The sequence below is a fragment of the Mucilaginibacter sp. 22184 genome, assembly GCF_052045695.1.
Lineage (GTDB): Bacteria > Bacteroidota > Bacteroidia > Sphingobacteriales > Sphingobacteriaceae > Mucilaginibacter.
The window spans coordinates 96,969-120,720 of the sequence record NZ_JBQEPI010000002.1; the positions used below are offsets into that span (position 1 = coordinate 96,969).

Genomic DNA, 23,752 nt, shown 5'->3' on the forward strand with positions numbered 1-23,752 from the left:
AATAACATGCGCAAAGGACTCATATATATTATTCTATCTATCTGTATTTTAATTGCGGGCATTTTTTCGGTTGGATTAGGCGCCGTGCCTATTCCTGCCGGAGAAGTATTTCAGTTGATGCTGCACAAGCTGGGCATTTACCACATGGCTCAGGTGAATGAACAGCATAACGTTATTATCTTTATTGTAAGGTTCCCCAGGCTGTTACTGGCTATTTTAGTTGGTGCTGCGCTTGGCATATCTGGTGCAGCCATTCAGGGCATCTTCCGGAACCCACTGGCCGAACCCGGCCTCATCGGCATATCTGCGGGAGGTACATTGATGGCTGTAGCCATTATCGGGTTAGAAGGGGCTTTATTAACCGGTCTGAGTAATATCTTTGGTTATTATCTTTTAGCTTTTGGCGCGTTTGTGGGCGCGGGTATTACGGCACTGCTCATTTACCAGATATCAAAACACAACGGCAAACCCAATGTAGCTACCATGCTGTTGGCAGGCATTGCTATCAATGCGCTTGCCGGGGCACTTACGGGTCTCATCACCTATTTATCCAGTGAACAGCAGTTACGCAATATTACCTTTTGGATGCTGGGCAGTCTGGGCGGTGCTACCTGGCAAACTGTAACCTGCCTTGCGCCTTTTGTATTGATCCCTGTTCTTTTGTTACCGGCATCGGGCAAGGCCCTGAATGCTTTTGCCCTGGGCGAGATGCAGGCCGGTCACCTGGGTCTTGATGTCAATAAAACCAAGCGCAGGGTTATTCTGCTATCCACTATGGCCATCGGAGCGGCGGTATCACTTACCGGCATCATCAATTTCATGGGCTTACTGGTACCGCACATTGTACGGCTGGTACTGGGTGTTGATAATAAACACGTTATACCGGCATCGGCCCTGCTTGGGGCGCTGACCCTTATTGTAGCCGATATTATATCCAGAACCCTGATAGCACCTATTGAACTACCCATCGGGGTGATCACCGCCTTAATTGGCGCACCGGTATTTCTGTATATCCTCATCAGGGACAAACGTAAACTAAGCTTCGCGTAAATATGCTGACCATAAACAATATAACCTACAGTGTTGGGCAAGCTAAATTACTCAAGGACATATCCTTCAGCATAAAACCTGGCGAAATGGTAGCCATACTGGGTGCCAACGGCGCGGGCAAATCAACCTTACTAAAAATGCTGGCCGGTACCGATCAGCCCGAAAGCGGTTCGGTATCCCTTCATGGCCGGCTTCTGAATAGCTACACACAACTTGAACTTGCCCATCAGCGAACAGTATTAACCCAGCAAAATGTGGTGAGCCTGCCTTTTCTGGTTAAAGAGATTGTGATGATGGGGCGTTATCCGCATTTTCAACATAGCCCGGCGGCCAAAGATTTCCATATCGTACAAACCGCCATGGAGGCCACTGGTGTACAGGCATTTGCCGATCGGCAATACCCTACCTTATCCGGTGGTGAGCAGCAACGGGTTCAACTTGCCCGTTCGCTTGCCCAGGTTTGGGAACAGCCGAATGCGCTACTACTGATGGATGAACCCGTGGCCGGTATGGATATCTTATATCAGCAACAAACACTGGCCATTTTAAGATCGATGGCGCAAAAGAAATTCATCGTGGTAAGCGTCCTTCACGATATGAACCTGGCCTCACAATATGCCGACCGCATTATCATGATGAAACGCGGCCGCAAGTGGTATGATGGTACCCCCGCCGAAGTATTGAACCCTAAATCGGTTTATGAAATATTTGAAATTAAGGCCGATGTATTTACCAATCCATCAACCCTGAAACAGATCATCATGCCGCACGAAATAGTATTTGAACAAAGTAAAACACCTTTAACACACTAACCCTATGGAAACAACAACCAGCACATTAAAAACAAAATACGAAGAATATAAACTGGCCAACCCTAAAAAGCGCATCAGGGATATCGCCGCCGACCTACAGGTAAGCGAAGCAGAATTATTGGCCACCGGACTTGGTGAAACCGTAACTCTGCTGAAAAAAGATTTTGAAACGATCCTTAAACAGGTAAACAGCCTGGGTTACGTGATGGCTCTTACCCGCAACGAATATTGCGTGAGCGAGCGTAAGGGTGTATATGAAAATATATCCTTTACCCCGCATGCAGGTCTGGTATTGGGCGAAGACATTGACCTTCGTTTATTTATGCAGCAATGGCATTTCGGGTTTTCAGTAAAGGAAAATAGGCGCGAAAGTCTGCAGTTTTTTGATCGGCAGGGTACCGCCATACACAAAATATATCTAACCGATACCAGCAATAAAGCTGCTTACGATGACTTGGTACAGCAATTTCAGGATACAGAAAATCCGGAGATCGTAGTGAGCCCGGCGCAAAACTCAACAATAACAGAACTGCCTGATGCTGCTATCGAAACCACCGCTTTTCAGGATGCGTGGAAGGGGATGAATGATAGCCATGAGTTTTTTGGACTGTTGAGAAAATTCAAACTGAGCCGAACACAGGCATTACGCCTTGCCCCTGCCAGATACACTAAAAAAGTTGATCTGCAAGCATTTAAAACCATTGCCGAAACATGCTCCACACAGCAAATACCTGTAATGATATTTGTAGGTAATAAAGGTTGTATCCAGATCCATAGTGGTAACATTACCAAGCTGGTGCCTATGGGGCCATGGTTCAATGTTCTTGACCCGGAATTTAACCTGCACCTGCGCGAAGATATGATAGCCGAAGCATGGCATGTGATCAAACCATCAACAGACGGCGATGTAAATTCTATTGAATTATATGATGCCGATGGCGAAATGATACTGCAAATGTTTGGCAAACGCAAACCTGGTATTCCTGAGCTGACTGAATGGAGAGACCTGGTAAATAATACAAGCAAAGGCTAAAATAGATCATGGTTCATGGTTCATAGATCATGGAAAAACACCCTGTGTTAATCTACATGCAAAAAACCATGAACCATGAACTATTATCTATGGACTATAACTCCATGAACTAAAATCTACCAGAACCTGATATAAATAGCTGATAACAATATCAATATCACCGCTATCAGCATAACAGATGATGGCTTTAGCTTAAACATCGATCTTTCGATAACAATAGCTTTAGCATTAACCACATGTCCTTTTAAGCTGATGACGATCATCACCAAACAAGTGATCAGGAACGACCAACTCAGTGAAATAAAGAATGGGATCTCATAAACGCCTTTTGCGTTGTGAAATGCGGAGTAAAATATCGTTTCAGGTCCAAACCACTCAACTGCAAAACTGTTAAAAAATATAGAAGAAGTAATACCTACCAATATCCCGACAATAGCCGCCATAGCAGTGGTTCTTTTCCAAAACATACCCAGCAGAAAAGTAGCTAATACTCCGGGACTTACAAAGGCCGAGTATTTCTGAACAAAGGTATATCCGCCCTCACCGCTGATGCCCAAAACGTCGTTCCAGGTAAACATAACGGCTATAAGCAAACTCATTAAGATGGCCGCTCTGCCTGTCCACACCATGCGGCGTTCGCTGGCGTCTTTCTTGATGTATTTTTTATAGATATCCAGCGTGAAGATGGTAGCTATACTGTTTACCTTACCAGCCAGTGATGCCACTATAGCAGCCGTTAAAACGGCCAGGGATAAACCTTTTAAACCCGACGGCAAAAAGGATAACATGGCAGAATAAGCTCCATCCTTACCCCCGGCTAACTGCGGCAAATGACCATTTTTATATAGTACAAAGGCCACAATACCTGGCAGCATCACAATTACCGGCATCAATATTTTCAATAAACTGGCAAATAAGATACCTGTACGCGCGGTAGTAATATTGGCACCCAGGGCTCTTTGAGTGATGTATTGGTTACATCCCCAGTAATTTAAATTGCTGATCCACTGCCCCGAAATATACATGGCAAAACCGGGTAAGATCAGGTACTTGGTGATAGTTTCTGTTGAAGCGCCTGCAGATGGCTTTTTGAATATCAGGTGAAAATGATCGGGCGCGTTTTTCAATAACAGGTTAAAGCCGGTAAGCACGTTGGTGCCAAAGCCAAATTTTTCGCTCACGATGGTTAAGGATAGATAAGTGATAGCCAAACCACCCACTATAAGCACCCCTACCTGTATAACATCGGTATAACCTACCACCTGCATGCCACCCAGCGCAATGATAACCCCAAATATGGCCAAACCAATCATAACCTGGTGAAAATACTCACCACCAAGCAAACCATTAATGGCCAACGCGCCCAGGTATAATATAGCTGTGAGGTTGATAAAAACATATAAAAGCAGCCAGAATATCGACATCACCAGCGCTACACCGCCATTATACCTGTCCTGCAAAAACTGCGGCATGGTAAATATCTTGTTTTTGATATACACCGGCATAAAAAACACCGCTACAATGATCAGGGCCGCTGCACCCACCCATTCATATACGGCTACGGCTATCCCGGCAAAAAAACCATCACCGCTCATGCCTATAAACTGCTCTGCCGAAATATTGGAGGCAATGATAGAGGCACCAATAGCCCACCAGGTGAGCGATCCTTCGGCCAGGAAAAAGCTATGTGAGCTATTATTGGTTTCTTTTTTACGACGATTATAAATGTAGTACCCGTAACTGGCAACTATGACAAAATAGAAGAAAAAGACCAACAGATCGGCCGTAGAAATGTGTTTCAGCATGAGTTTTTTTGCAATAGGATATTTAGGCCGGTATTTTTTGGCCGGTTCAATTTTTCAAATCTATGAAATAAAATGAATTGACATAACCGCCGGTGATATAATGTCACCAGCGGTTATGCTAATGGGGTATTTGTAGGAAACCCTGTTAGAATTTCAGTGTTGCCGGTAAATATTTGGCAACCAGATCTTCATAGTACGGGCGCAATTTTTTCCAATCCGGTGGAACCGGACTCTTGGAGTAAAGATCATATGGATTAAACAGATCAACAGATTTAAATAACTGGTGATCATGTGGGGTCATTAAATGGCTGTAGGCATTTTCCCGGTGCTGTGGGTAAAACGAGTGGTAACGCAGCATGTACAAAGCCTGCTCGGGCAAGTAAGGCTTCATGATGTGATAAATATACTCATCATGTCCCCAGGTCATGTGTACGTTCTCTAAACCGCAATTGGGCTCATAAACACCATATTTGGTATTGTAACGCGGATCGTGATGATCGGGGTTCAGGTCAAAATACTCTGAGTAAACGATCTTGTCAGAAAAAGCGCAGCCTACCGGGTAGCTATCACCCACTACGGCCCATTGCGGTTCGCCAAACAGGCACAAAACCTTACCCAGGTCATGGAATAAGCCGGTGAGTACCATCCAATCAGGTCGGCCATCGGCACGGATAGCTTCTGATGTTTGCAATAAATGCTGTAACTGATCCAGGTCGGTATCCGGGTCTGAATCGTCAACCAGTTGATTTAAAAAATCAAAGGCTTCCCAAACGGTCATTTCCTGTTTGTCAAACGACAAGTATTGCTGTTTTTTTTGCAATACAAAATCATAGGTTTGGTTGATGTGCTGTAAACGATAAAACTCCCTTACACTATCTTTTGTAGTAGCTTCGTAGTCACGATATGCTTGTGTATCCCTGCCGGCAGCTATGGAATTAGCATCGGGGTAACGGGCTAATATATCATCTTCCCACTCTTCAATAGAATTCAACGGACCTTGCTGCGGTGTTTCGATTATCTTGCTCATGATGTTATAATTTAAAAGGAAATATAATTGGTAAACAATCCTTTATAGCTGGTTTTTATAGCTGTGTTATACAAATTTGTCCATTTTTAAAATCAGATTTATCAAAAATGGCGTATTTATTTGCTTAAACGTTTACTTAAACCGTACAAATGACAGCTATCTTATGCCTACATATTTTAAACGCTATTTTTATTACCTTGCTAAACTTTTTTTTAGTTTAGCGATAAAAATCGCTTAACAGTTAGTTAAAATCCGGAAAAAATCTGTACCCCTATGGCCGAAGCAAAAAGCAACAAAGTAAACATGAAAACACTGGCAAAAGTGTTAAATGTGTCTATTGCAACTATATCAAAGGCCTTGCGGGATAGTCATGACATTGGCGAAGAAACCAAACAAAGGGTTATAGAAACCGCGAAACTACTGCACTATGTACCTAACCCTTACGCCAGCAGTCTCCGGAAACGGTCAAGCAATACCATTGCCATTATTATTCCCGAAATTGCCGACAGCTTTTTTAGCCAGGCTATTAACGGTATCGAGAGCATTGTAGGGCAGGAAAAATACCACGCACTCATCTATTTAACCCACGACAGCTATGAGCGCGAAGCACAAATGTTTGCCGACCTGAGCAGTGGTCGCGTAGATGGGGTGATCATGTCGGTTGCCAGCAATACCAAGGAGATCCGTCATATACAGGAATTGCAGCAGGCCGGTGTGCCTATTGTATTTTTTGACCGGGTTTGTGAGGATATCCCTACCGCCAAGATCAAAACCGACGATTTTAACAGCGCCTATATGGCCACCAAGCACCTGCTTGAACAGGGTTGCAAAAACATTTCGCTGGTTACCATTGAGGGCTATCCCTCTATTTTACAGGCTCGTGAAGGTGGTTACAAAAAGGCACTGACCGAACATCAGGTGAAACACAAAGAGCAAAATATCATCAGCTGCTCCAATAAATATAACCAGGAAAACATTGCCTTTTTAAAAGAGCACATCGACAAAATAAAACCCGATGGCATCATCGCTACGGTTGAACATCTGGCCACAACCACCTACCTGGCCTGTGAGGAACTGAAGCTAAACATCCCTAACGATATCAAAGTGGTTTGTTTTACCAACCAGATCACTGCGGCCATATTGAACCCGCCGCTTACCACGGTTTTACAACCGGCATACGATATGGGCCGCAAAGCAGCCGAGCTTCTGTTTGGTCATCTGGCAGGCAAGCCTATACAGCTGGAAAAGGAAAATATCACGTTGCCATCTAAACTAGTGGTCAGGGATTCTACGCGGGCGGGCGACTAACCACAAATACTGCCCGCAGCAAACACACGTTAAGTAAGCACATTCAACAGGCGTAATTTGATTAAAAGTGGGTTTACATGGGTTTACACTTTTCAGGACAAAAATCAATTTAACTATTTGATTATCAATTAGTTAAATAAAAATACACCCAAAATAGTGTAAACCCACTTTTTAAGGAAATTTGAGTTCAATCCAACATATGCTATTTTATAGTTTTTGCGGTTTATCGGTCATGGTAAAGGCCAGTGTACCGCCCTCGATGATCTGTTTGTGCGAAATGGTATAATCCTTTATTGGCGTACCGTTGAAGCTTACTTCTTTTACATATTTATTTTTAGCCGAAAGCCCCGTAGCCTTGATGATCAGCTTTTTATTGTGCTGCAGATTCAAAACCATATACGGGAATTGCGGCGCGCCAATACTGTAAACTCCCGATGCGGGTGCTACCGGGTAAAAGCCCATCACGTTGAAAATATACCAGGCTGATGTCTGTCCGCAGTCGTCATTTCCGTTGATACCGATAGCCGCATTCCTGAAGTTTTGTGATGAGGTGTGCTCGCGTACCAGTTCCTGTGTTCTCCAGGGCATACCACAGTAATTAAACAGGTACAGGTAATGGTGCCCGGGCTCGTTATCGGCACGATAATGCCCACCGCTGAAATTCTGGCTCAGCTTATTGGCAAAAGCCTTTTCGCCACCCATCATTTTGATCATCCCCGGTATATCATGCATAGCGCCGAAGGTATAGGTCCACTTGGTACCTTCGGTAAAGCCCGAGTCAGGCTTGACCGAAAAATGCCCGTCGGAGTTACGCGGGGCCATAAAGCCCGTTGCTTTATTGTACACATTCTCGTAGTTTTTGCTCCAGGTCATCAGCTGTTTATAGTCGTCATCTTTACCCAAACCTTTAGCCACCTGGGCCACGGCATAATCATCGATAGAATACTCAATGGTACGTGAAACTGATTCCCTTGTCTTATCCACCGGTACATATCCCAATTTATGATAATTGGTGAGGCCGCCGCGGGCTTCAAAGCTCGTCCACAGGTCACGATCGCCCCAGCGTTTATGGGTATCACCATCGGGGGCATCGTATGAGTCTTTGTGGAGGGCTTCATAAGCCAGTTTGGTATCAAATCCTCGGAAACCTTTTACATAAGCATCGGCCACAACAGCATCACCGTGGGTACCAATCATAATATTGGTATAGGTTGGATTTGGCCACATCGGCATCCAACCTCCCTCCTGGTACATCTGTAGCAGCGATTGCACTATGCCGTCTACCCGTTGCGGTTGGGTAAGCGTTAGCAGCGGGTGCAGCGCTCTGAAGGTATCCCACAAGGAATAATCGTTATAGGATATACCATGATGCACTTTATCATCAAAGGCGCTGTAATATTTACCATACTCCGAAAACTGCCTCGGAAACAGCATGGTATGAAATAATGCGGTATAGAAAATCGTCCGCTGATCTTTGCTTACCCCGCTTAGTTGTATTACTTTTAAAGCCTGCTGCCATTGGTCGCGCGTGTTTTTCACTACCCGGTCAAAGTCCCAATCAGGGATCTCTTTTTTAAGGTTTTCGCGTGCCTGATCAATACTGATAAATGAGGTGGCTACTACAACTCTTACCTCATCGTTGGCCTTAGTACGGAAGGATATGAATGCGCCCATGCGGGTACCGTACTGCTCATGACTGCCTTTGTTGATCACCTGTTTATCCCAGGTGCCGTATTTTTTGATCTGCTTGTTGAATTTGATCACAAAATACCCTTTAAAATTCTTCAGCTCAGGACCTAACTGGGCCGATTGCCTGTCGGGGTTATAGCCTGTTATTTCGTTATTTACGGTATCTACATGTACGTAACCCTTCAGCTTTTTCAGTCGCACGGTATAGTCATTGGCCCAATCTTTAAGCTCGGGGTTCAGGTTGATACCTTGTATAATGATATGCGCCTGATCGGCCTTGGGGAAGGTGAACCGGAACATGCCAGAGGTATTGGCACCCGCTATTTCGGCTTTGATCTTGTCTGTGCCGGTCGCCTTTAGCTTTACCGAATAGTAATACGGTTTGGCAACTTCCTCGGTATGGCTATAGGTAAGCGCCCGTTCTTTCGGCAAAACACGCAATTTACCTACTTGCGGCATCACCGAAACATAGCCGTAATCGCCCATCCAAACGGTGGGCTGATGAGTTGCCGTGAACCCGATAACCTTGCTATCCTCATAGTGGTAAACCATGTAGCTCATTTTGTTTTCGCGGCTTTGAGCCACAAAATTGGTCATGGCAAATGGTACGTTTACACAGGGCATAGTACCGCCACCACCATTGCCCGCCTCGAAATCCCTGGCGAAACCTTTTAAAGAAGTCCCTATTATAGGATCAACATAATCAACCTCATCCAGTTGCTTTTTAGGGGTTGTGGTTTGGGCGAAGTTATCCGCGTAAACAAAAACTAGTAAGCCTAACAGGTAAATGCTACGTTTTAATTGCATAGTTAGCAGAAAGTATAATTGGTGAATGATCTGATCACAGACCGAAAACAAATCTCTCATTTTTAAGATCACATTGCTTAAAAATTCTCGAAATATTTACTTAATCGTTTTCCTGATCTTTTGTTTGATGATGATCATGTTTTATTGCATGCCCCTCTTCAAAAACTTTTTAAACCTTGAATTTTAATATTTTTTCAGGCGAAAACAGCGTGAAAAGAGCTTGAAACCGATTAAAAAAATTCCCATTTAACAAATTTCAACCTGTTTTTTTGGTGGTTTTGAAAACTTTAAAAAGTGGCGGGTAATTGGTATTCAATGCTCATAAAAAACGCGTCATTGCGAGCGCAGCGTGGCAATCCCCAATTGGCAGAGCCGCTCTGTATAGTTAGGGATTGCCACGCTGCGCTCGCAATGACGCTTGGTGAGTTTATTTCTTACCTCCTCCCATTTGCCACCAGATTGTAAGAAATAAGCGAAAATTATCAATTTAATATAAAGTCTATGGAATTAGTAGAATTATTTATATGTTTGCAGTCGAAATCGTTCTTTATTTCATTTTTTAATTATCCAGAAAGACTGAGGGAAAGGCCCTGTGATGTCTTAGCAACCTGTACAGATTGTTATAAAGGTGCTAATTCCTATCTGCAAAAATTGCAGAAAAGATAATGATACGTCCACACAATACAGCTATAGCCTGTTTCGATATCCCCCTTCCATCCTTTCTGTTTAATTGAAAAAGTTATTTTTTACCGCCTGCTTAATTATAGAGGGCCCTATTTAATATATTCAAATGAACAACAAATTTTTACTCATAGTTTATCTTTTCCTGTTTACCGGTATTGCTGCCCGGGCACAATCGGCCCAAGCTATTGACTCGGCCAATATCGACCGCGGTTACCTGGTTAAAGTTGGCGAACAGGCCCCTGATGATTTTGAACTGGTACTTACCGATGGTACCAAAACAACTTTAAAGCAATTACGCGGCAAAGTAGTTATACTGCAATTTACCGCCAGCTGGTGCAGCGTATGCCGCCAGGAAATGCCACATCTGCAAAAAGACATCTGGGAAACCTACAAAGACCAGGGACTGGTATTAATCGGTGTCGACCGCGATGAACCTCTGCAAAAAGTGCAGAAATTTCACCACGATATGAAGATCACCTACAACCTGGCGCTTGATCCGGGGGCGAATATTTTTGGAAAATTCGCCAATAAAAAGAGTGGTGTTACCCGCAATGTGGTGATCGATCGTGATGGACGCATTGTTTACCTCACCCGCCTGTATGATACGCAGGAGTTTGCTTCGATGGTAAAAGTGGTGGACGCTTTGGTGAACAATAAAACCGCCTCTGTAAACTAAAATAAATAACCGGGCAGGTGTCGCTTTATGTTGTCACCGTAACTGCTATATCGATTTAACTGATTATCACAACGCGCATGAAAACAAATTACATAACCTTAAACAACGCTATTGTTTTGAACATTTACACTTTAATACCTTCTTCTACCCCTATGTCATCTATGCAAAACATGTGTTGCTGCTGTTAAAACACAGCGTTGCTCGGGTCGGTCAGGCTTTTATCTCAATCAACGCAACACAACCCAACAATCAAAACTTTTACAGTTTAACGGAATGATATAACCGCCCAATTGGCGGGTAAGTAAAACCTTTGATCATTCCCGGTACTGTATGGTATCATTAACATTCACAATCCATTACCATGTTTAAAAATTACAAACTACTACTGGCAATACTGTTGCCTTTTATTTTCATCCAAACGGTTGCGGCGCAATCTGTTAAAATAAGCGGGGTGGTAACCGCCAAGTCAGACGGGCTGCCCCTGCCCGGCGTGAGTGTTTCTGTTAAAGGAACCACCAACGGTGTACAAACCGCCAGTGATGGCCGGTTTAGCCTCAACGCCAAAGTAAATGATGTGCTACGGATAACTTATATTGGTTTTACTACCAAAGAAATACCTGTTACCGGGGCTGATGCATCACTCCACATTATACTGGAGGAGCAAGCCAACGCCCTGAACGAGGTTGTGGTTACCGCTCTCAATATATCTAAAGATAAAAAGACGCTCGGTTATGCCGTACAGGGTCTTAAATCAAAAGATATATCTGAGGCCAAAGAAACCAACCTGGTGAATGCGCTGAGTGGTAAAATAGCAGGTGTAAATGTAACCAACAGCCAGGGCGATATGGGATCGTCACGTATCATTATCCGTGGCGAAACTTCTATTGCAGGCTATAATCAGCCATTGTTTGTGGTTGATGGTTTACCGGTTGATAATACCCAGCAATTGGGTGTAGGCGGTTCAAGGGATTTTGCCAATCCTATTTCAGACATCAACTCCGAGGATATTGAATCCATTTCGGTATTAAAAGGCCCTAATGCGGCCGCGCTTTATGGTTCACGCGCTGGGGCTGGTGTTATCCTCATCAAAACCAAAACCGGTAAAGGCGCCAAAGGCCTTGGTGTTAACATCAACTCCAATACTTCATTTTCGAGCTTATTGGGCCTGCCTAAATATCAAAACGAATACGGACAAGGTTCAAACGGTAAATTCAGCTATGTGGATGGTAAAGGCGGCGGTGTTAATGATGGTGTTGACGAAAGCTGGGGACCCGCGTTAAATGGCCAGCTTATACCGCAGTTTAACTCCAATGGCGTTCCGGTTCCGTTTGTGGCGCATCCCGATAACGTAAAGAATTTTTTCAGAACAGGTGTTACGCTCAACAATGGCGTTTCACTTTCCGGCTCGGGCGATAAATATGATTTCCGTTTAGGCTATAACAACCTGCACCAAACCGGCGTAATTCCCAATACAGAGCAGGGCCGCAATTCATTTATATTGAATGCTACCTATAAAATTACGCCTAAATTAACCTTAACTACCATTGCCAACTATATTAAAGACGATGCCGATAATTTACCGGGCTCGGGCGGTAAACGTGCTACCAGTACCATGCTGCAGTTTACCTGGTTTGGCCGTCAGGTTGATATCAGCCAGCTAAAAAACTACCGCGATGCCAATGGCAATACGTTTAACTGGAACAACAGCTATTATAGCAACCCATACTTCCAGGCTTATGAAAATACCGTGAGCCAAACCCGCAACCGTTTTATTGGTAGCGCGGAGTTGAATTATAAAATCATTGATGGCCTGTCGGCTAATTTCCGTACCGGTACCGATTATTATAATGATCGCCGTAAGATCAGGATAGCTTATGGCACCAATGGTACACCATTCGGCTCGTACGAAGAAGATGCTTATGACGTTACCGAAACCAATACCGAAGGCAGGTTGCAATACACCAAAAAATTAAACGATGATTTCTCGATCGACGCGTTGATCGGTGGTAACATCCGGGTAAATACTTTCGAAAATAACGACCAAAAAGCGCCTAAACTGGCGGTAAGCGGCTTATATACACTGAGCAACTCACGCGATCCGCTGATATCGTCAAACAACTTTGGTAAATCAAAAAGGTACAGCTATTTTGCTTCGGGACAAATCGGGTTCAGGAACTACGCGTTTATTAACGTTACAGCCCGTAACGATTGGTCGTCAACCCTTCCAAAAGCCAGTTTAGCTTACTTCTATCCTTCTGTAAACGGCAGTTTGGTATTATCAGAAGCGCTGGATATTAAAAGCGATATATTAAGTTATTTAAAACTACGTGGCGGATGGTCAAAAGTAGGTAAAGACACCGATCCTTACCAGCTGATCAACTTTTACAACTTCACCGCTCCGTTTAACGGAAACCCACAGCAAAGCGCCAACAGCATACAGCTTAACCCTAACTTAAAGCCCGAAATAACAACCTCGGCCGAAGCCGGTTTTGAGCTGGGCTTTTTTAACGACAGGATCCGTTTAGATGCAAGTGTTTATAACACCAACAGTAAAAACCAGATACTTAATGTGAATGTAAGCCAGTCGACCGGATATAGCCAAAAGCTTATCAACGGCGGTACTATTAATAACAAGGGCCTGGAGGTAGTATTAGGTTTAACACCGGTTAAATTAAAAGATTTTAGCTGGGATGTAAACGTAAACTATTCCCGCAACAAGAGCAAGGTACTTTCGTTGTACAATGAAGGCAACCTGCAGAGCTATCTGTTAGGATCTGATGGCACTGTACAGGTACTGGCCGCGGTAGGCAAGCCATACGGCGCTATTTATGGTAACGCTTTTCAGCGTAACGCCAGCGGGCAGGTAATTGTAAATGCCGATGGTACACCTGCCATTAACCCAACTATCCAGTATCTGGGTAAATATACACCAGACTGGCTGGGCAGCATCAACAACAGCTTTACCTATAAAGGCATCAATTTAAGTGTATTGATCGATGCGCACATTGGTGGTTCTATTTACTCAGGCACCAACAGCACAGGCACCTATACCGGTATACTGGCATCTACCCTGCCAGGCCGTGGTACATCTAATGGCGGTATAAGCTATTATTACCCGGGTAACAATACATCATCGGCACCGGTACAGATAAGCGGCAGCGCACCAAATGGCGTAACCGTATATAATGATGGTATTGTGTACAATGGTGTAAAAGCCGATGGCAGTAAAAACACCACCATTTTATCAGCACAGGCATACTATAAAGCTTTAACCAACGCCGATGAGCCATTTGTTTACAGCGCCACCTATGTTAAATTAAGGGAAGTAAAACTGGGTTATACCCTGCCTCAAAAATGGGCCAAAAGCATTGGCTTCCAGGGAGCGTCATTCGCTGTTGTAGGCCGTAACCTGTTGATCATCCACAAAAATGCGCCAAACATCGATCCGGAAACCGCATTTAGTACCGGCAACGCGCAAGGTATGGAAGATTTAACCCTGCCAACTGTACGCAACATTGGTTTTAATGTTAACCTTAAATTCTAATTGTAATGAAACTTAAATATACATCCATCATATTATCAGGCACGTTGTTATTATCATTGGCATCGTGCAAAAAAGAGCTGGTAAAAGTTAATGTAAACCCCAATGCTACCGAAAACCCGCTTCCCGACTACCTGCTTACCGGCGTGATCAAAAACATGGCCGATACTTATTGGGGTACCGACAACAACATGAACTCAAGCCTGCTTTTTGCACAGCATTGGGCCAAAATTCAGTATACCGATCCGGATCGGTACATTTATACCAACAGCTCGTTTCAAAGCTTATGGACTACATCATACACCAAAGGTGTTATCAACCTGAATAAGATCATTTCAATAGCCGATGGCCAGGGAAATACTAATTATAAAGGCGTTGCCCTAGTACTGCGTTCATGGGTATTTACCCTGCTTACCGATCAGTATGGCAACATACCTTATAAACAGGCGGTTAATATTGATCAAAACCTTACTCCGGTATATGATACACAGAAAGATGTGTATTTTGCCTTGCTTGATGATTTGAAAGCCGCTCAAACAGCACTTAGCACTTCGGGCAAAGGCATTTCAGGTGATGTGATATATGGTGGTAATATTGCCTCATGGAAAAAATTCGCTAATTCGCTGCGTTTGCGTATCGCGCTTCGTATTGCCGATCGAGAACCTGATAAAGCTAAACAGGTATTGGCAGATGTACAGGCCGAAGGCAGCGGTTATATCAGCTCAAACGGCGAGATTGCGCAACTGGTTTACGTTGATTCGCCCAACCAAAACCCGATAAGCAATTTGTTTGATACCCGCGATGATTACCGTATCAGCAAAACCATAGTCGACCAGCTATTTGCGCTAAATGATCCTCGCCTGCCAATTTTTGCCAGTCCAACCAAAGATGCTACCCCGCAAACCTATGTAGGCGTGCCCAATGGTTTATTGGTTGGCGATGCCAGCAGTTTGGGATTAACCAAAACCTCAAAACCAGGCACCTATTTCCTGGCTCCGCATGCCCCAGCGGTAATCATCAGTTATGCCGAGGTATTGTTTGATCAGGCCGAAGCCGTAGCACGCGGCTTTATAGCCGGTAACGCAGCCGATCTGTACAACCAGGCAGTAACCGCTTCATTACAACAATACAGCATCGGGAATGCGGCCATTGCCACCTATCTTAACACCGCGGCGGTTAAGTATGATGCATCGAACTATAAAAAATCAATCGGTAATCAAAAATGGATAGCCTTATTTGGCCAGGGTCTGGAAGCCTTTGCCGAATGGCGCCGCCTGGACTACCCGCAACTAAAGCCTGCTGTCGCTGGTACTTTGAACGGTAAAATGCCGGTAAGGTTTATCTACCCGGGTACCGAGCAAACGTTAAATGGTGCCAGCTATCAGGCAGCCGTAGCCAACCAGGGCCCCGACGTGCTCACCACCAAACTTTGGTTTGATGTGAACTAATATAATGTCACCTATAAACAAGAAAAGACCGCTTAAGCGGTCTTTTCTTGTTTATAAACTATTGAAACCTTTTTACTCAACCCATTAAAACATAGTTTAGCAGAGCTTAAACAAGCGAAAAAAGATAAAAAAGCAGAGCTAATAGCTCTAAAATCAGTCCTCAAGACCTGAATTTATATAAATACTTACACTTTAGTTTATTTTTTAATTCCATAGGCAATATAAATTTCAAAAAGTACCAATAGCAGGCTTTATGAATACCCCACCTTCTTCTCTTCCAAACTAACTGGCTACCAAACACTTGATAGATATTATTTTTACAGACAATATATAAATATCTAATTATCAATTAATTACATATTAAATTAATTATATTCAAAGCAATTACATCAAGGTAAATTCTACTTTAAATAAATATTAACAAATTAGTCAAAATTACGCCGAATAAAGATATTTAACTCAAGGGAATCTATTTATTAACCAATAATTATCATTATTATTTGAGGTAAATCCTTTAATCTCTCTGATAAACAACATAATATTAGGCCATTACCATATGTTCCGGGGCTTTTTTTTCATTTTGTTCTTTTTCTGTTCATTGTATTCACTGTGCAGAAATATAAAAATATAGTGGTATTATTGTATAATTAATAAGATTAAGATGTCTTTGTTGTTAAATTATTACTTTTTGATTAAAGTATAAGATTGATTTATTATTTTCATCTGCCATAATATTTAGTGTTCTCTATATCCTCATCTGGGATTTGTATGGTAGTTTTTGCAGATAGCCATCTATTTAAAAATTTTATCTACCCTATACCATGAAAAAACGTGCAATAATTGGATTAACCCCCTTCGAAAAACCCGATGTATCGCTTGCACTTGATCTGCATCAGGCGGGAGCTTATCCTGTACTGAGTCTTGGGTTCAACAAAACCATTGCCGAAGCTGCGCTTGAAAATTTAGTAAACCGCGGCTTAATCGATTTTGGTGTTTGTTTTACAGGAGCCGACATCATCGATATCAAACTCCCTGAGCAGGTGAGCATGATCATAGCTCCATTCGGGGTAAAGATCAAACAGCCTAAAAATACCGCGCTTGTTTACCAGGTTTATGACCTTGCTTCTGCTAAACAGGCAAAAGCACAAGGCGCGGCAGGTATCATTATTAAAGGGAATGAAGGTGCCGGTAATGTGGCTTACGAATCATCATACATCCTATTTCAGCGCGTTATACAGGAGGTAAAAGATATCCCGGTTTGGGTGCAGGGCGGTGTGGGTATACATACAGCAGCCGCGTTATCTGCGCAAGGAGCAGCCGGTGTTATATTAGATAGCCAATTAGCACTATTCCCGGAGTGCTCTGCACCAAAAGAATTAAAAGAACTTTGCACTAAACTAAGTGGCACTGAAACTAAACTGATCGACAACTGCAGGGTACTGGTTCGTCCAAACTCTCCTGCCCTGCCAGATAATATTACTTATACTAATCTTAAAGCTTATTTCACCGATCTTCAGGTAGATAAAAGCTATATTCCTATGGGTCAGGACATCGCCCTGGCCACCGATCTGGTTAACCGTTATAAAAAACTAAACAAACTTGTATTTGGTATCAAAGAAGCCATGTATGGCCACCTGAACCAGGCACGGGCCCTAAACGTGATCAGACCAAACAATGCTTTAGCCAAAGATCTGAATATCACCTATCCTATTGCCCAGGGCCCAATGACCCGCGTAAGCGATGTAGCTCCATTTGCCGATGCCGTGGCAGAAGCGGGCGCTTTATCATTCATCGCGCTGTCATTATTAAAAGGCCCCCGCGCTAAAGAACTGGTGATGGATACCAAGAAACTCGCCGGTAATAAAACCTGGGGTGTAGGTATCCTGGGGTTTGCCCCACAGGAACTGCGCGACGAGCAAATGCAATACATTCTGGAAGCTAAACCACCTGTAGTATTGATTGCAGGCGGCAGGCCATCACAGGCTAAACCGCTTGAAAAAGTGGGTATAAAAACATTTTTACATGTCCCTTCAGTTTCCCTGCTGGACATGTTCCTGAAAGAAGGCGCCCGCCGTTTTGTTTTTGAAGGCCGCGAGTGCGGTGGCCACGTTGGCCCGCTATCGAGCATGGTGCTTTGGGAAAAACAAATAGAGCGCCTGTTAAAAGAAGACAAGCCCGAAGAGATCAGCGTATTTTTTGCAGGTGGTATACATGATGCTTTTTCATCAGCCTTTATCGCCGTAATGGCAGCGCCACTGGCCGCCAAAGGTGTAAAAATAGGTGTGCTGATGGGTACCGCTTATTTATATACTAAAGAAGCGGTGATCACTGGTGCCATCCAGGATAAATTCCAGGAGCAGGCCCTGCAAGCAAAGGATACCGTATTGCTGGAAACAGCACCGGGCCATGAAACACGTTGCCTGAATACAGCATTCGCCGATTTCTTTAGTACAGAGAAAGACAAACTACAAGAGGCCGGTATCGACAAAAAAGAAATTTGGGAAAAACTGGAAAGCCTGAACGTAGGCCGTCTGCGCATCGCCGCCAAAGGCATCGAGCGTCGCGGCGACGAACTGGTTACCATCAACGAGGCCGATCAGTTGAGCCTGGGCATGTACATGATCGGTCAGGTGGCCGTGATGCACAATAAAGTTATTTCTTTACTGGAACTACACCAGGATGTTGCCGAAAACAATTATCAGCATATCCAGGAAGCTGCTTTACCAGCAGCGCCAGAGTCGACCGAGCGTTCGCTTGATGTGGCTATCGTGGGCATGGCTTGTATTTTCCCTGAAGCAAAAAATATTGAAGAATACTGGCGCAATATCATCTTAGGAAAAGATTGCGTTACCGAAGTGCCTGATGAGCGCTGGAATAAAGCCTTATATTACGATCCTACATCTACCGCCGACGATATGTCGCATTCTAAGTGGGGTGGCTTTATTCCAAAGATCGATTTTGATCCATTGGAGTTTGGTATCCCGCCGCAATCATTGGCGGCAATTGAACCGACACAGCTGTTAACCTTATTGGTGGCCAAACAGGCTATGGAAAATGCAGGTTATGGCAGCGGCAATTTTGATCGTGATAATATCTCTGTAATTATTGGTGCCGAAGGTGGTAACGACCTGGCCAACAGCTACAGTTTCAGAGGATATTACAAACAGGTATTTGGCGAGATTCCTGCGGAAGTAGACGCCGCACTGCCAAAAACTACCGAGGATTCGTTCCCGGGTATCCTGGCCAACGTAATTTCGGGTCGTATCACCAACCGTATGGACTTTGGTGGCCGTAACTTTACGGTAGATGCCGCCTGTGCATCGTCGTTAGCCGCTATTGACCTGGCTTGCCAGGAATTGTTCCTCGAAAAATCAGACATGGTACTGGCCGGTGGTGCCGATTTACACAATGGCATCAATGATTACCTGATGTTCTCGAGTACCCATGCCCTATCCCGCAAAGGCCGTTGCGCCACATTTGATGATGAGGCTGATGGTATAGCTTTAGGCGAAGGTGTTGCCATGATCGTATTAAAAAGACATGAAGATGCCCTGCGCGATGGCGACCGCGTTTATGCGGTGATCAAAGGTGTTGGCGGATCAAGCGACGGCAAAGCGCTGGGCTTAACCGCTCCGCGCAAGATCGGTCAGGTTCGTGCATTGGAACGTGCTTATGAACAAGCCGGTATCACTCCATCGTTATTAGGTTTGGTTGAGGCACATGGTACAGGTACCGTAGTTGGTGACAAAACCGAGTTAAGCGCATTGACCGATATGCTGAACCAATCGGGTGCCCTTGCGGGTCAAACACACCTGGGTTCGGTAAAAACACAGATCGGGCATACCAAATGCGCCGCTGGTTTAGCCGGACTGATCAAAGCATCCCTGGCGGTTTATCATGGTATAAAACCACCAACCATTAATTTAACATCACCAAACGCGTTTTATAATCCGGAGACAAGTCCCTTCGCTTTCCATACCGAAGCTGGTTTATGGATGGAAGAAAAACGTTATGCTGGTGTAAGTGCATTCGGTTTTGGCGGTACCAACTTCCACGCTGTAATTGAAAGCGGCACCCCGGTACCGGCAGAAAACCCGGCATTAACGTCATGGCCTTCAGAGCTTTTTGTTTTCCGTGGTGATACTTACGACGAAGCAAAAGCAAAACTAAACTCAGTAAAAGCTTTACTGGAGATCAACGGCAATATCGAACTGAGAGACATAGCCTTTAGCTTAGCAACTGCAAGTACCAAACCGGTACAATTGAGCATCGTTGCCGACAATGCCGATGACCTGATGATGAAGGTTGAACTGGCCCTTTCAGGCATCGAAAGCAAAGACACTTATATAGTTAAAAAGCAGGATGGTAAAGTAGCGTTCATGTTCCCTGGCCAGGGAAGTCAGCGTATCAATATGGCACGCGACCTGTTCGTGGTGTTCCCGGCTATGCGTACTTTATTAAAGCAGTACCCTGAATATGAAAAAGTACTGTTCCCGAACGCGGCCTTCGATCCGGAACTGATCAAAGAGCAGAAAGAGACCATTAAAGATACCCGCATGGCACAGCCATTACTGGGTATGGTTGACCTTGCTTTGGCCAACTTCCTGAAAAACCTGGGCATTGAGCCGGATATGGTTGCCGGTCATAGCTATGGCGAATTGCCAGCCCTGTGTTTTGCCGGAGCGTTTGACGAAAACGAACTGGTAAACCTGAGCGCCAAACGTGCCCAATCAATATTAGACGCCGTTGTTGATGGCGACGCGGGCGCGATGATAGCCGTAAACGCTACTCAGGACGAATTACAAAAAATCATTTCGGGATTAAAAGATATTTACCCGGTTAATTATAACTCTCCGTTACAATGTGTAATTGCTGGTACAACCCCTGCCATACACAGCTTAATGGAAACATTAAAAACGGCAAAAATATCGGCCAGGAAACTGGAAGTAGCCTGTGCATTCCACAGCCCGCTGGTTTCCAGATCAAAAGAACTGTATACCGAAGTACTTGCCGGTGTAAACTTTAACGATCTGCACTTGCCGGTATGGTCAAACACTACCGCAGCTGCCTACCCTGTTAAAGCCAAAGAAATAAAAGAACGCTTAAGCGATCACCTGGTAAAACCGGTAAAATTTGTGGAAGAAGTACAGCAAATGTACGCCGCAGGCGCCCGGATATTTATAGAGGTTGGCCCGGGTAAAGTATTAACCGGTTTAACTAAAGCCTGTTTGGGTAAAGACGAAGTATTGTTATTTGCCGAAGATAACAGCCGCAACAAGCTAACCCATCTGCTTTGTATGCTGGCCGACTATATGGCTACAGGCCGTAACATCCATATCGAGAAATTATTTGAAGGCCGCGGCGCCAAATTATTAAACCTGGACGAACCAGCTTTATACAAAAAGAGCGCTGCTGTTTGGTACGTAAACGGCCAGCAAGCCATACCTGCTAATGGAAAGCTGCCGGCTAACGGAGCCCTACCTATCATTGAACCTATTAAAATGAAAAACAACGAAGTACCGACACAAACGCACACCGTCGTAAATTCGGGTGCGGAACTGATGATGCAGGAATACCTGAACAGCATGAAAATGCTGATACAGGCCCAAAGAGATGTGATGATGTCCTTTTTAGGACAAAATCCGGGCAGCCCGATGATTTACCAGCAGCAGGCGCCACAATATCAGCAACAAGCTTATGTGCAGCAACACCCTATCCCGGTAGCCCCTGTTGAAGTTAAACAGGAAGTAAAAGCTATCGCACAACCGGTAGCAGCACAAGTTGCCGCGCAAAAAGATGTTAAACAGGTATTATTACAGGTAGTGAGCGATAAAACCGGTTATCCGCAGGATATGCTGGGTATGGAGATGGACCTGGAAGCCGATCTGAGCATCGACTCTATTAAACGGGTGGAAATCATTGGTACTTTACGCACCGAGCTGGGCGGTTTTAGCAACAGCGAAAAAAGCGAGGACACCATGATGGAGCAATTGGCCGGTATCAAAACCCTGAGCGGTTTGGTAAACTGGATCAATGAAAATACAGCACAGGCACCCGCAGCTGCACCTGTTGCAGTTAATGTGGAGGTTAATGTGCAGACAACTTCAAAAGTTAAATTCTCTATTGAAGACCTGAAAGCGGCCATATTATCTGTAGTAAGCGATAAAACAGGTTATCCGCAGGAAATGTTGGGTATGGACCTGGATATGGAAGCCGACCTGAGCATCGACTCGATCAAACGTATGGAGATCATCGGCGATCTGAAACTAAAGATAGGTTTTGGAAAAGCCAATGAACAGGCAGATGATATGATGGAAAAACTGGCAGCCATTAAAACATTGAATGGCCTGGCCAACTGGATTGCTGAAATTGAATCAGAAACAGAAGGACTGGTGACCGAAGCTAAAAAGATCATAGAAGAGCCCGTAGCCGAACCAACAGCCGACGAAACATTGTCACGTTTACGTTTCGAGCTTACCCCTACCAAACAGGCAACTGCCGAAGACGCCATTATTAAAGGTAAACGCTTTGCAATTACTGACGATGGTGGTATACAGGCTATCAAGATCAAACATTTACTGGAACAGCACGGCGCACTGGCCGATATTGTGTATGCCGGTGGTAACCTGCAGGGCTATCAAGGGTTGATCATCCTTAATATGTTTGCTTCTCAAAAAACAGTAGGTATAATCGATCACTTCGCTTTGATCAAGAAACTGGATTTTGACACTGTAAAATGGGTTTATATCATATCAGATACCATGCTGCATCTGAATGAATTTACGGACATCAGCTTGTTAAGACGCTACCAGGGTTATCCGGGCTTCTTTAAAAGCCTCGACCGCGAGTTTGAACAAACCAAATGCCGTGTAGTAAGCGTAGGCACGCCAATGACCACTGAGGAGATAGCTGACGTTACCCTGAAAGAGATCCTTAATCCCGATAAACCATCGGAAGTGATTTACCGTGATCATCAAAGACATGTAATGGAACTGATCCCGTCGCAACTGATCACCGGTTTGGAAGAATCACATATTAAACTGGATAAAAAATCGGTAGTGATCGTATTTGGCGGTGCCCAGGGTATCACTTCAGAGCTGATGATCCATTTTGCTAAGGATTATCCATGTACTTATATCCTGGTGGGACGCTCTGCCGATCCAAGAAAAGCTGAAGCAAGCGCTGCCGACGCGCTGGAATCAAAAGATGAGATTCGTGCATTCGTGATCAAACAAGGCGTTATTAAAAAACCTGCCGAAGTTGAACAGGAAACTGCCCGTATCTACAAAAACAACCAGGTGATGCGCACCATCGCTCAAATGGAAGCCGGTGGTTCAACCGTAGTGTACAAATCACTCGACCTGTGCGATGAGCAACGCCTGAGCAGCTTTATCGATGATACTTATGAAATATATGGCCGTATAGATGGTGTGGTACACGGTGCAGGCTTACTGGAAGATAAATTATTCCAAAGCAAAACCCCGGAATCATTTGGCCGCGTTTTCGATACCAAGGTAAAACCATTGCGTATCCTGGCCGAGCAACTGCGTCCGGAAACACAGTTCGTGATCCTGTTCTCGAGTATCGCTTCGGTTTATGGTAACCGCGGACAAACAGATTATGCGGCAGCTAACAGCGTGTTAGACAAATATGCATGGGTGCTTAACAAACGCATCAATGGTAAGGTAATGTCTATCAACTGGGGCCCATGGAAAGGTGCCGGCATGGTATCGCCAACCCTCGAAAAAGAATACGAACGCCGTGGCATAGCGCTGATACCGCTGCAACATGGTCGTGAAATATTTTTAAATGAATTAAAATACGGCAAAGAGAGCCAGGTATTAATTATGGCAGGTAACAACTGGTAATTAT

Annotated in this window: 11 protein-coding genes and 1 riboswitch; of the genes, 8 read left to right on the forward strand and 3 right to left on the reverse strand. The window is 44.3% G+C overall.

What is annotated here, in order from left to right:
- Window positions 1–6: 6 nt before the first annotated feature.
- The 3 genes from ACTJKG_RS05710 to ACTJKG_RS05720 are packed head-to-tail and all read left to right on the forward strand — an operon-like array spanning window position 7 to window position 2,895.
- On the forward strand, window positions 7–1,050 hold the full coding sequence (locus ACTJKG_RS05710) for a FecCD family ABC transporter permease (protein WP_172333270.1): 1,044 nt from the start codon (window positions 7–9) through the stop codon (window positions 1,048–1,050).
- Window positions 1,051–1,052: 2 nt separating this feature from the next.
- Window positions 1,053–1,862, forward strand: coding sequence for a heme ABC transporter ATP-binding protein (locus ACTJKG_RS05715; protein WP_172333269.1), 810 nt, complete (start codon window positions 1,053–1,055; stop codon window positions 1,860–1,862).
- Window positions 1,863–1,866: 4 nt separating this feature from the next.
- Window positions 1,867–2,895 (forward strand): hemin-degrading factor, encoded by a 1,029-nt coding sequence (locus tag ACTJKG_RS05720; protein WP_440738590.1) that lies wholly within the window; start codon window positions 1,867–1,869, stop codon window positions 2,893–2,895.
- A 116-nt stretch (window positions 2,896–3,011) separates the two neighbouring features.
- On the opposite strand, the gene ACTJKG_RS05725 is transcribed toward ACTJKG_RS05720, so the two are convergent.
- Window positions 3,012–4,700: a sodium:solute symporter family transporter gene (locus ACTJKG_RS05725; protein ID WP_172333267.1), complete on the reverse strand. Its 1,689-nt coding sequence runs from the start codon at window positions 4,698–4,700 to the stop codon at window positions 3,012–3,014.
- A 145-nt stretch (window positions 4,701–4,845) separates the two neighbouring features.
- Window positions 4,846–5,727 (reverse strand): inositol oxygenase family protein, encoded by an 882-nt coding sequence (locus ACTJKG_RS05730; RefSeq protein ID WP_440738591.1) that lies wholly within the window; start codon window positions 5,725–5,727, stop codon window positions 4,846–4,848.
- Between the two features lie 273 nt (window positions 5,728–6,000).
- Here ACTJKG_RS05730 and ACTJKG_RS05735 point away from each other — a divergent pair, with 273 nt between their 5' ends.
- A complete protein-coding gene (locus ACTJKG_RS05735; protein WP_172333265.1) occupies window positions 6,001–7,035 on the forward strand; it encodes a LacI family DNA-binding transcriptional regulator in 1,035 nt (344 codons plus the stop codon).
- A 207-nt stretch (window positions 7,036–7,242) separates the two neighbouring features.
- Here the strand turns inward: ACTJKG_RS05735 and ACTJKG_RS05740 are convergent, their stop codons facing one another.
- Window positions 7,243–9,531: a GH92 family glycosyl hydrolase gene (locus tag ACTJKG_RS05740; RefSeq protein ID WP_440738592.1), complete on the reverse strand. Its 2,289-nt coding sequence runs from the start codon at window positions 9,529–9,531 to the stop codon at window positions 7,243–7,245.
- Window positions 9,532–10,091: 560 nt separating this feature from the next.
- Window positions 10,092–10,200: riboswitch (SAM riboswitch) on the forward strand.
- A 121-nt stretch (window positions 10,201–10,321) separates the two neighbouring features.
- Between ACTJKG_RS05740 and ACTJKG_RS05745 the strand changes: the two genes are divergently transcribed.
- From ACTJKG_RS05745 to ACTJKG_RS05760, 4 genes are all read left to right on the forward strand, one after another.
- A complete protein-coding gene (locus ACTJKG_RS05745) occupies window positions 10,322–10,891 on the forward strand; it encodes a TlpA family protein disulfide reductase (protein ID WP_172333263.1) in 570 nt (189 codons plus the stop codon).
- Window positions 10,892–11,252: 361 nt separating this feature from the next.
- Window positions 11,253–14,435 (forward strand): SusC/RagA family TonB-linked outer membrane protein, encoded by a 3,183-nt coding sequence (locus ACTJKG_RS05750; RefSeq protein WP_440738593.1) that lies wholly within the window; start codon window positions 11,253–11,255, stop codon window positions 14,433–14,435.
- A gap of 5 nt (window positions 14,436–14,440) precedes the next feature.
- The gene (locus ACTJKG_RS05755) at window positions 14,441–15,880 is read left to right on the forward strand and encodes a SusD/RagB family nutrient-binding outer membrane lipoprotein (protein WP_440738594.1); all 1,440 of its coding nucleotides are present in this window, start codon (window positions 14,441–14,443) and stop codon (window positions 15,878–15,880) included.
- Window positions 15,881–16,701: 821 nt separating this feature from the next.
- On the forward strand, window positions 16,702–23,748 hold the full coding sequence (locus tag ACTJKG_RS05760; RefSeq protein WP_440738595.1) for an SDR family NAD(P)-dependent oxidoreductase: 7,047 nt from the start codon (window positions 16,702–16,704) through the stop codon (window positions 23,746–23,748).
- Window positions 23,749–23,752 lie beyond the last annotated feature (4 nt).

Coding starts and splice junctions, on each gene's coding strand:
- ACTJKG_RS05730 (WP_440738591.1), bottom strand. CDS start 5,727: ATGAGCAAGATAATCGAAACACCGCAGCAAGGTCCGTTGAATTCTATT.
- ACTJKG_RS05710 (WP_172333270.1), top strand. CDS start 7: ATGCGCAAAGGACTCATATATATTATTCTATCTATCTGTATTTTAATT.
- ACTJKG_RS05755 (WP_440738594.1), top strand. CDS start 14,441: ATGAAACTTAAATATACATCCATCATATTATCAGGCACGTTGTTATTA.
- ACTJKG_RS05715 (WP_172333269.1), top strand. CDS start 1,053: ATGCTGACCATAAACAATATAACCTACAGTGTTGGGCAAGCTAAATTA.
- ACTJKG_RS05720 (WP_440738590.1), top strand. CDS start 1,867: ATGGAAACAACAACCAGCACATTAAAAACAAAATACGAAGAATATAAA.
- ACTJKG_RS05760 (WP_440738595.1), top strand. CDS start 16,702: ATGAAAAAACGTGCAATAATTGGATTAACCCCCTTCGAAAAACCCGAT.
- ACTJKG_RS05725 (WP_172333267.1), bottom strand. CDS start 4,700: ATGCTGAAACACATTTCTACGGCCGATCTGTTGGTCTTTTTCTTCTAT.
- ACTJKG_RS05750 (WP_440738593.1), top strand. CDS start 11,253: ATGTTTAAAAATTACAAACTACTACTGGCAATACTGTTGCCTTTTATT.
- ACTJKG_RS05745 (WP_172333263.1), top strand. CDS start 10,322: ATGAACAACAAATTTTTACTCATAGTTTATCTTTTCCTGTTTACCGGT.
- ACTJKG_RS05735 (WP_172333265.1), top strand. CDS start 6,001: ATGGCCGAAGCAAAAAGCAACAAAGTAAACATGAAAACACTGGCAAAA.
- ACTJKG_RS05740 (WP_440738592.1), bottom strand. CDS start 9,531: ATGCAATTAAAACGTAGCATTTACCTGTTAGGCTTACTAGTTTTTGTT.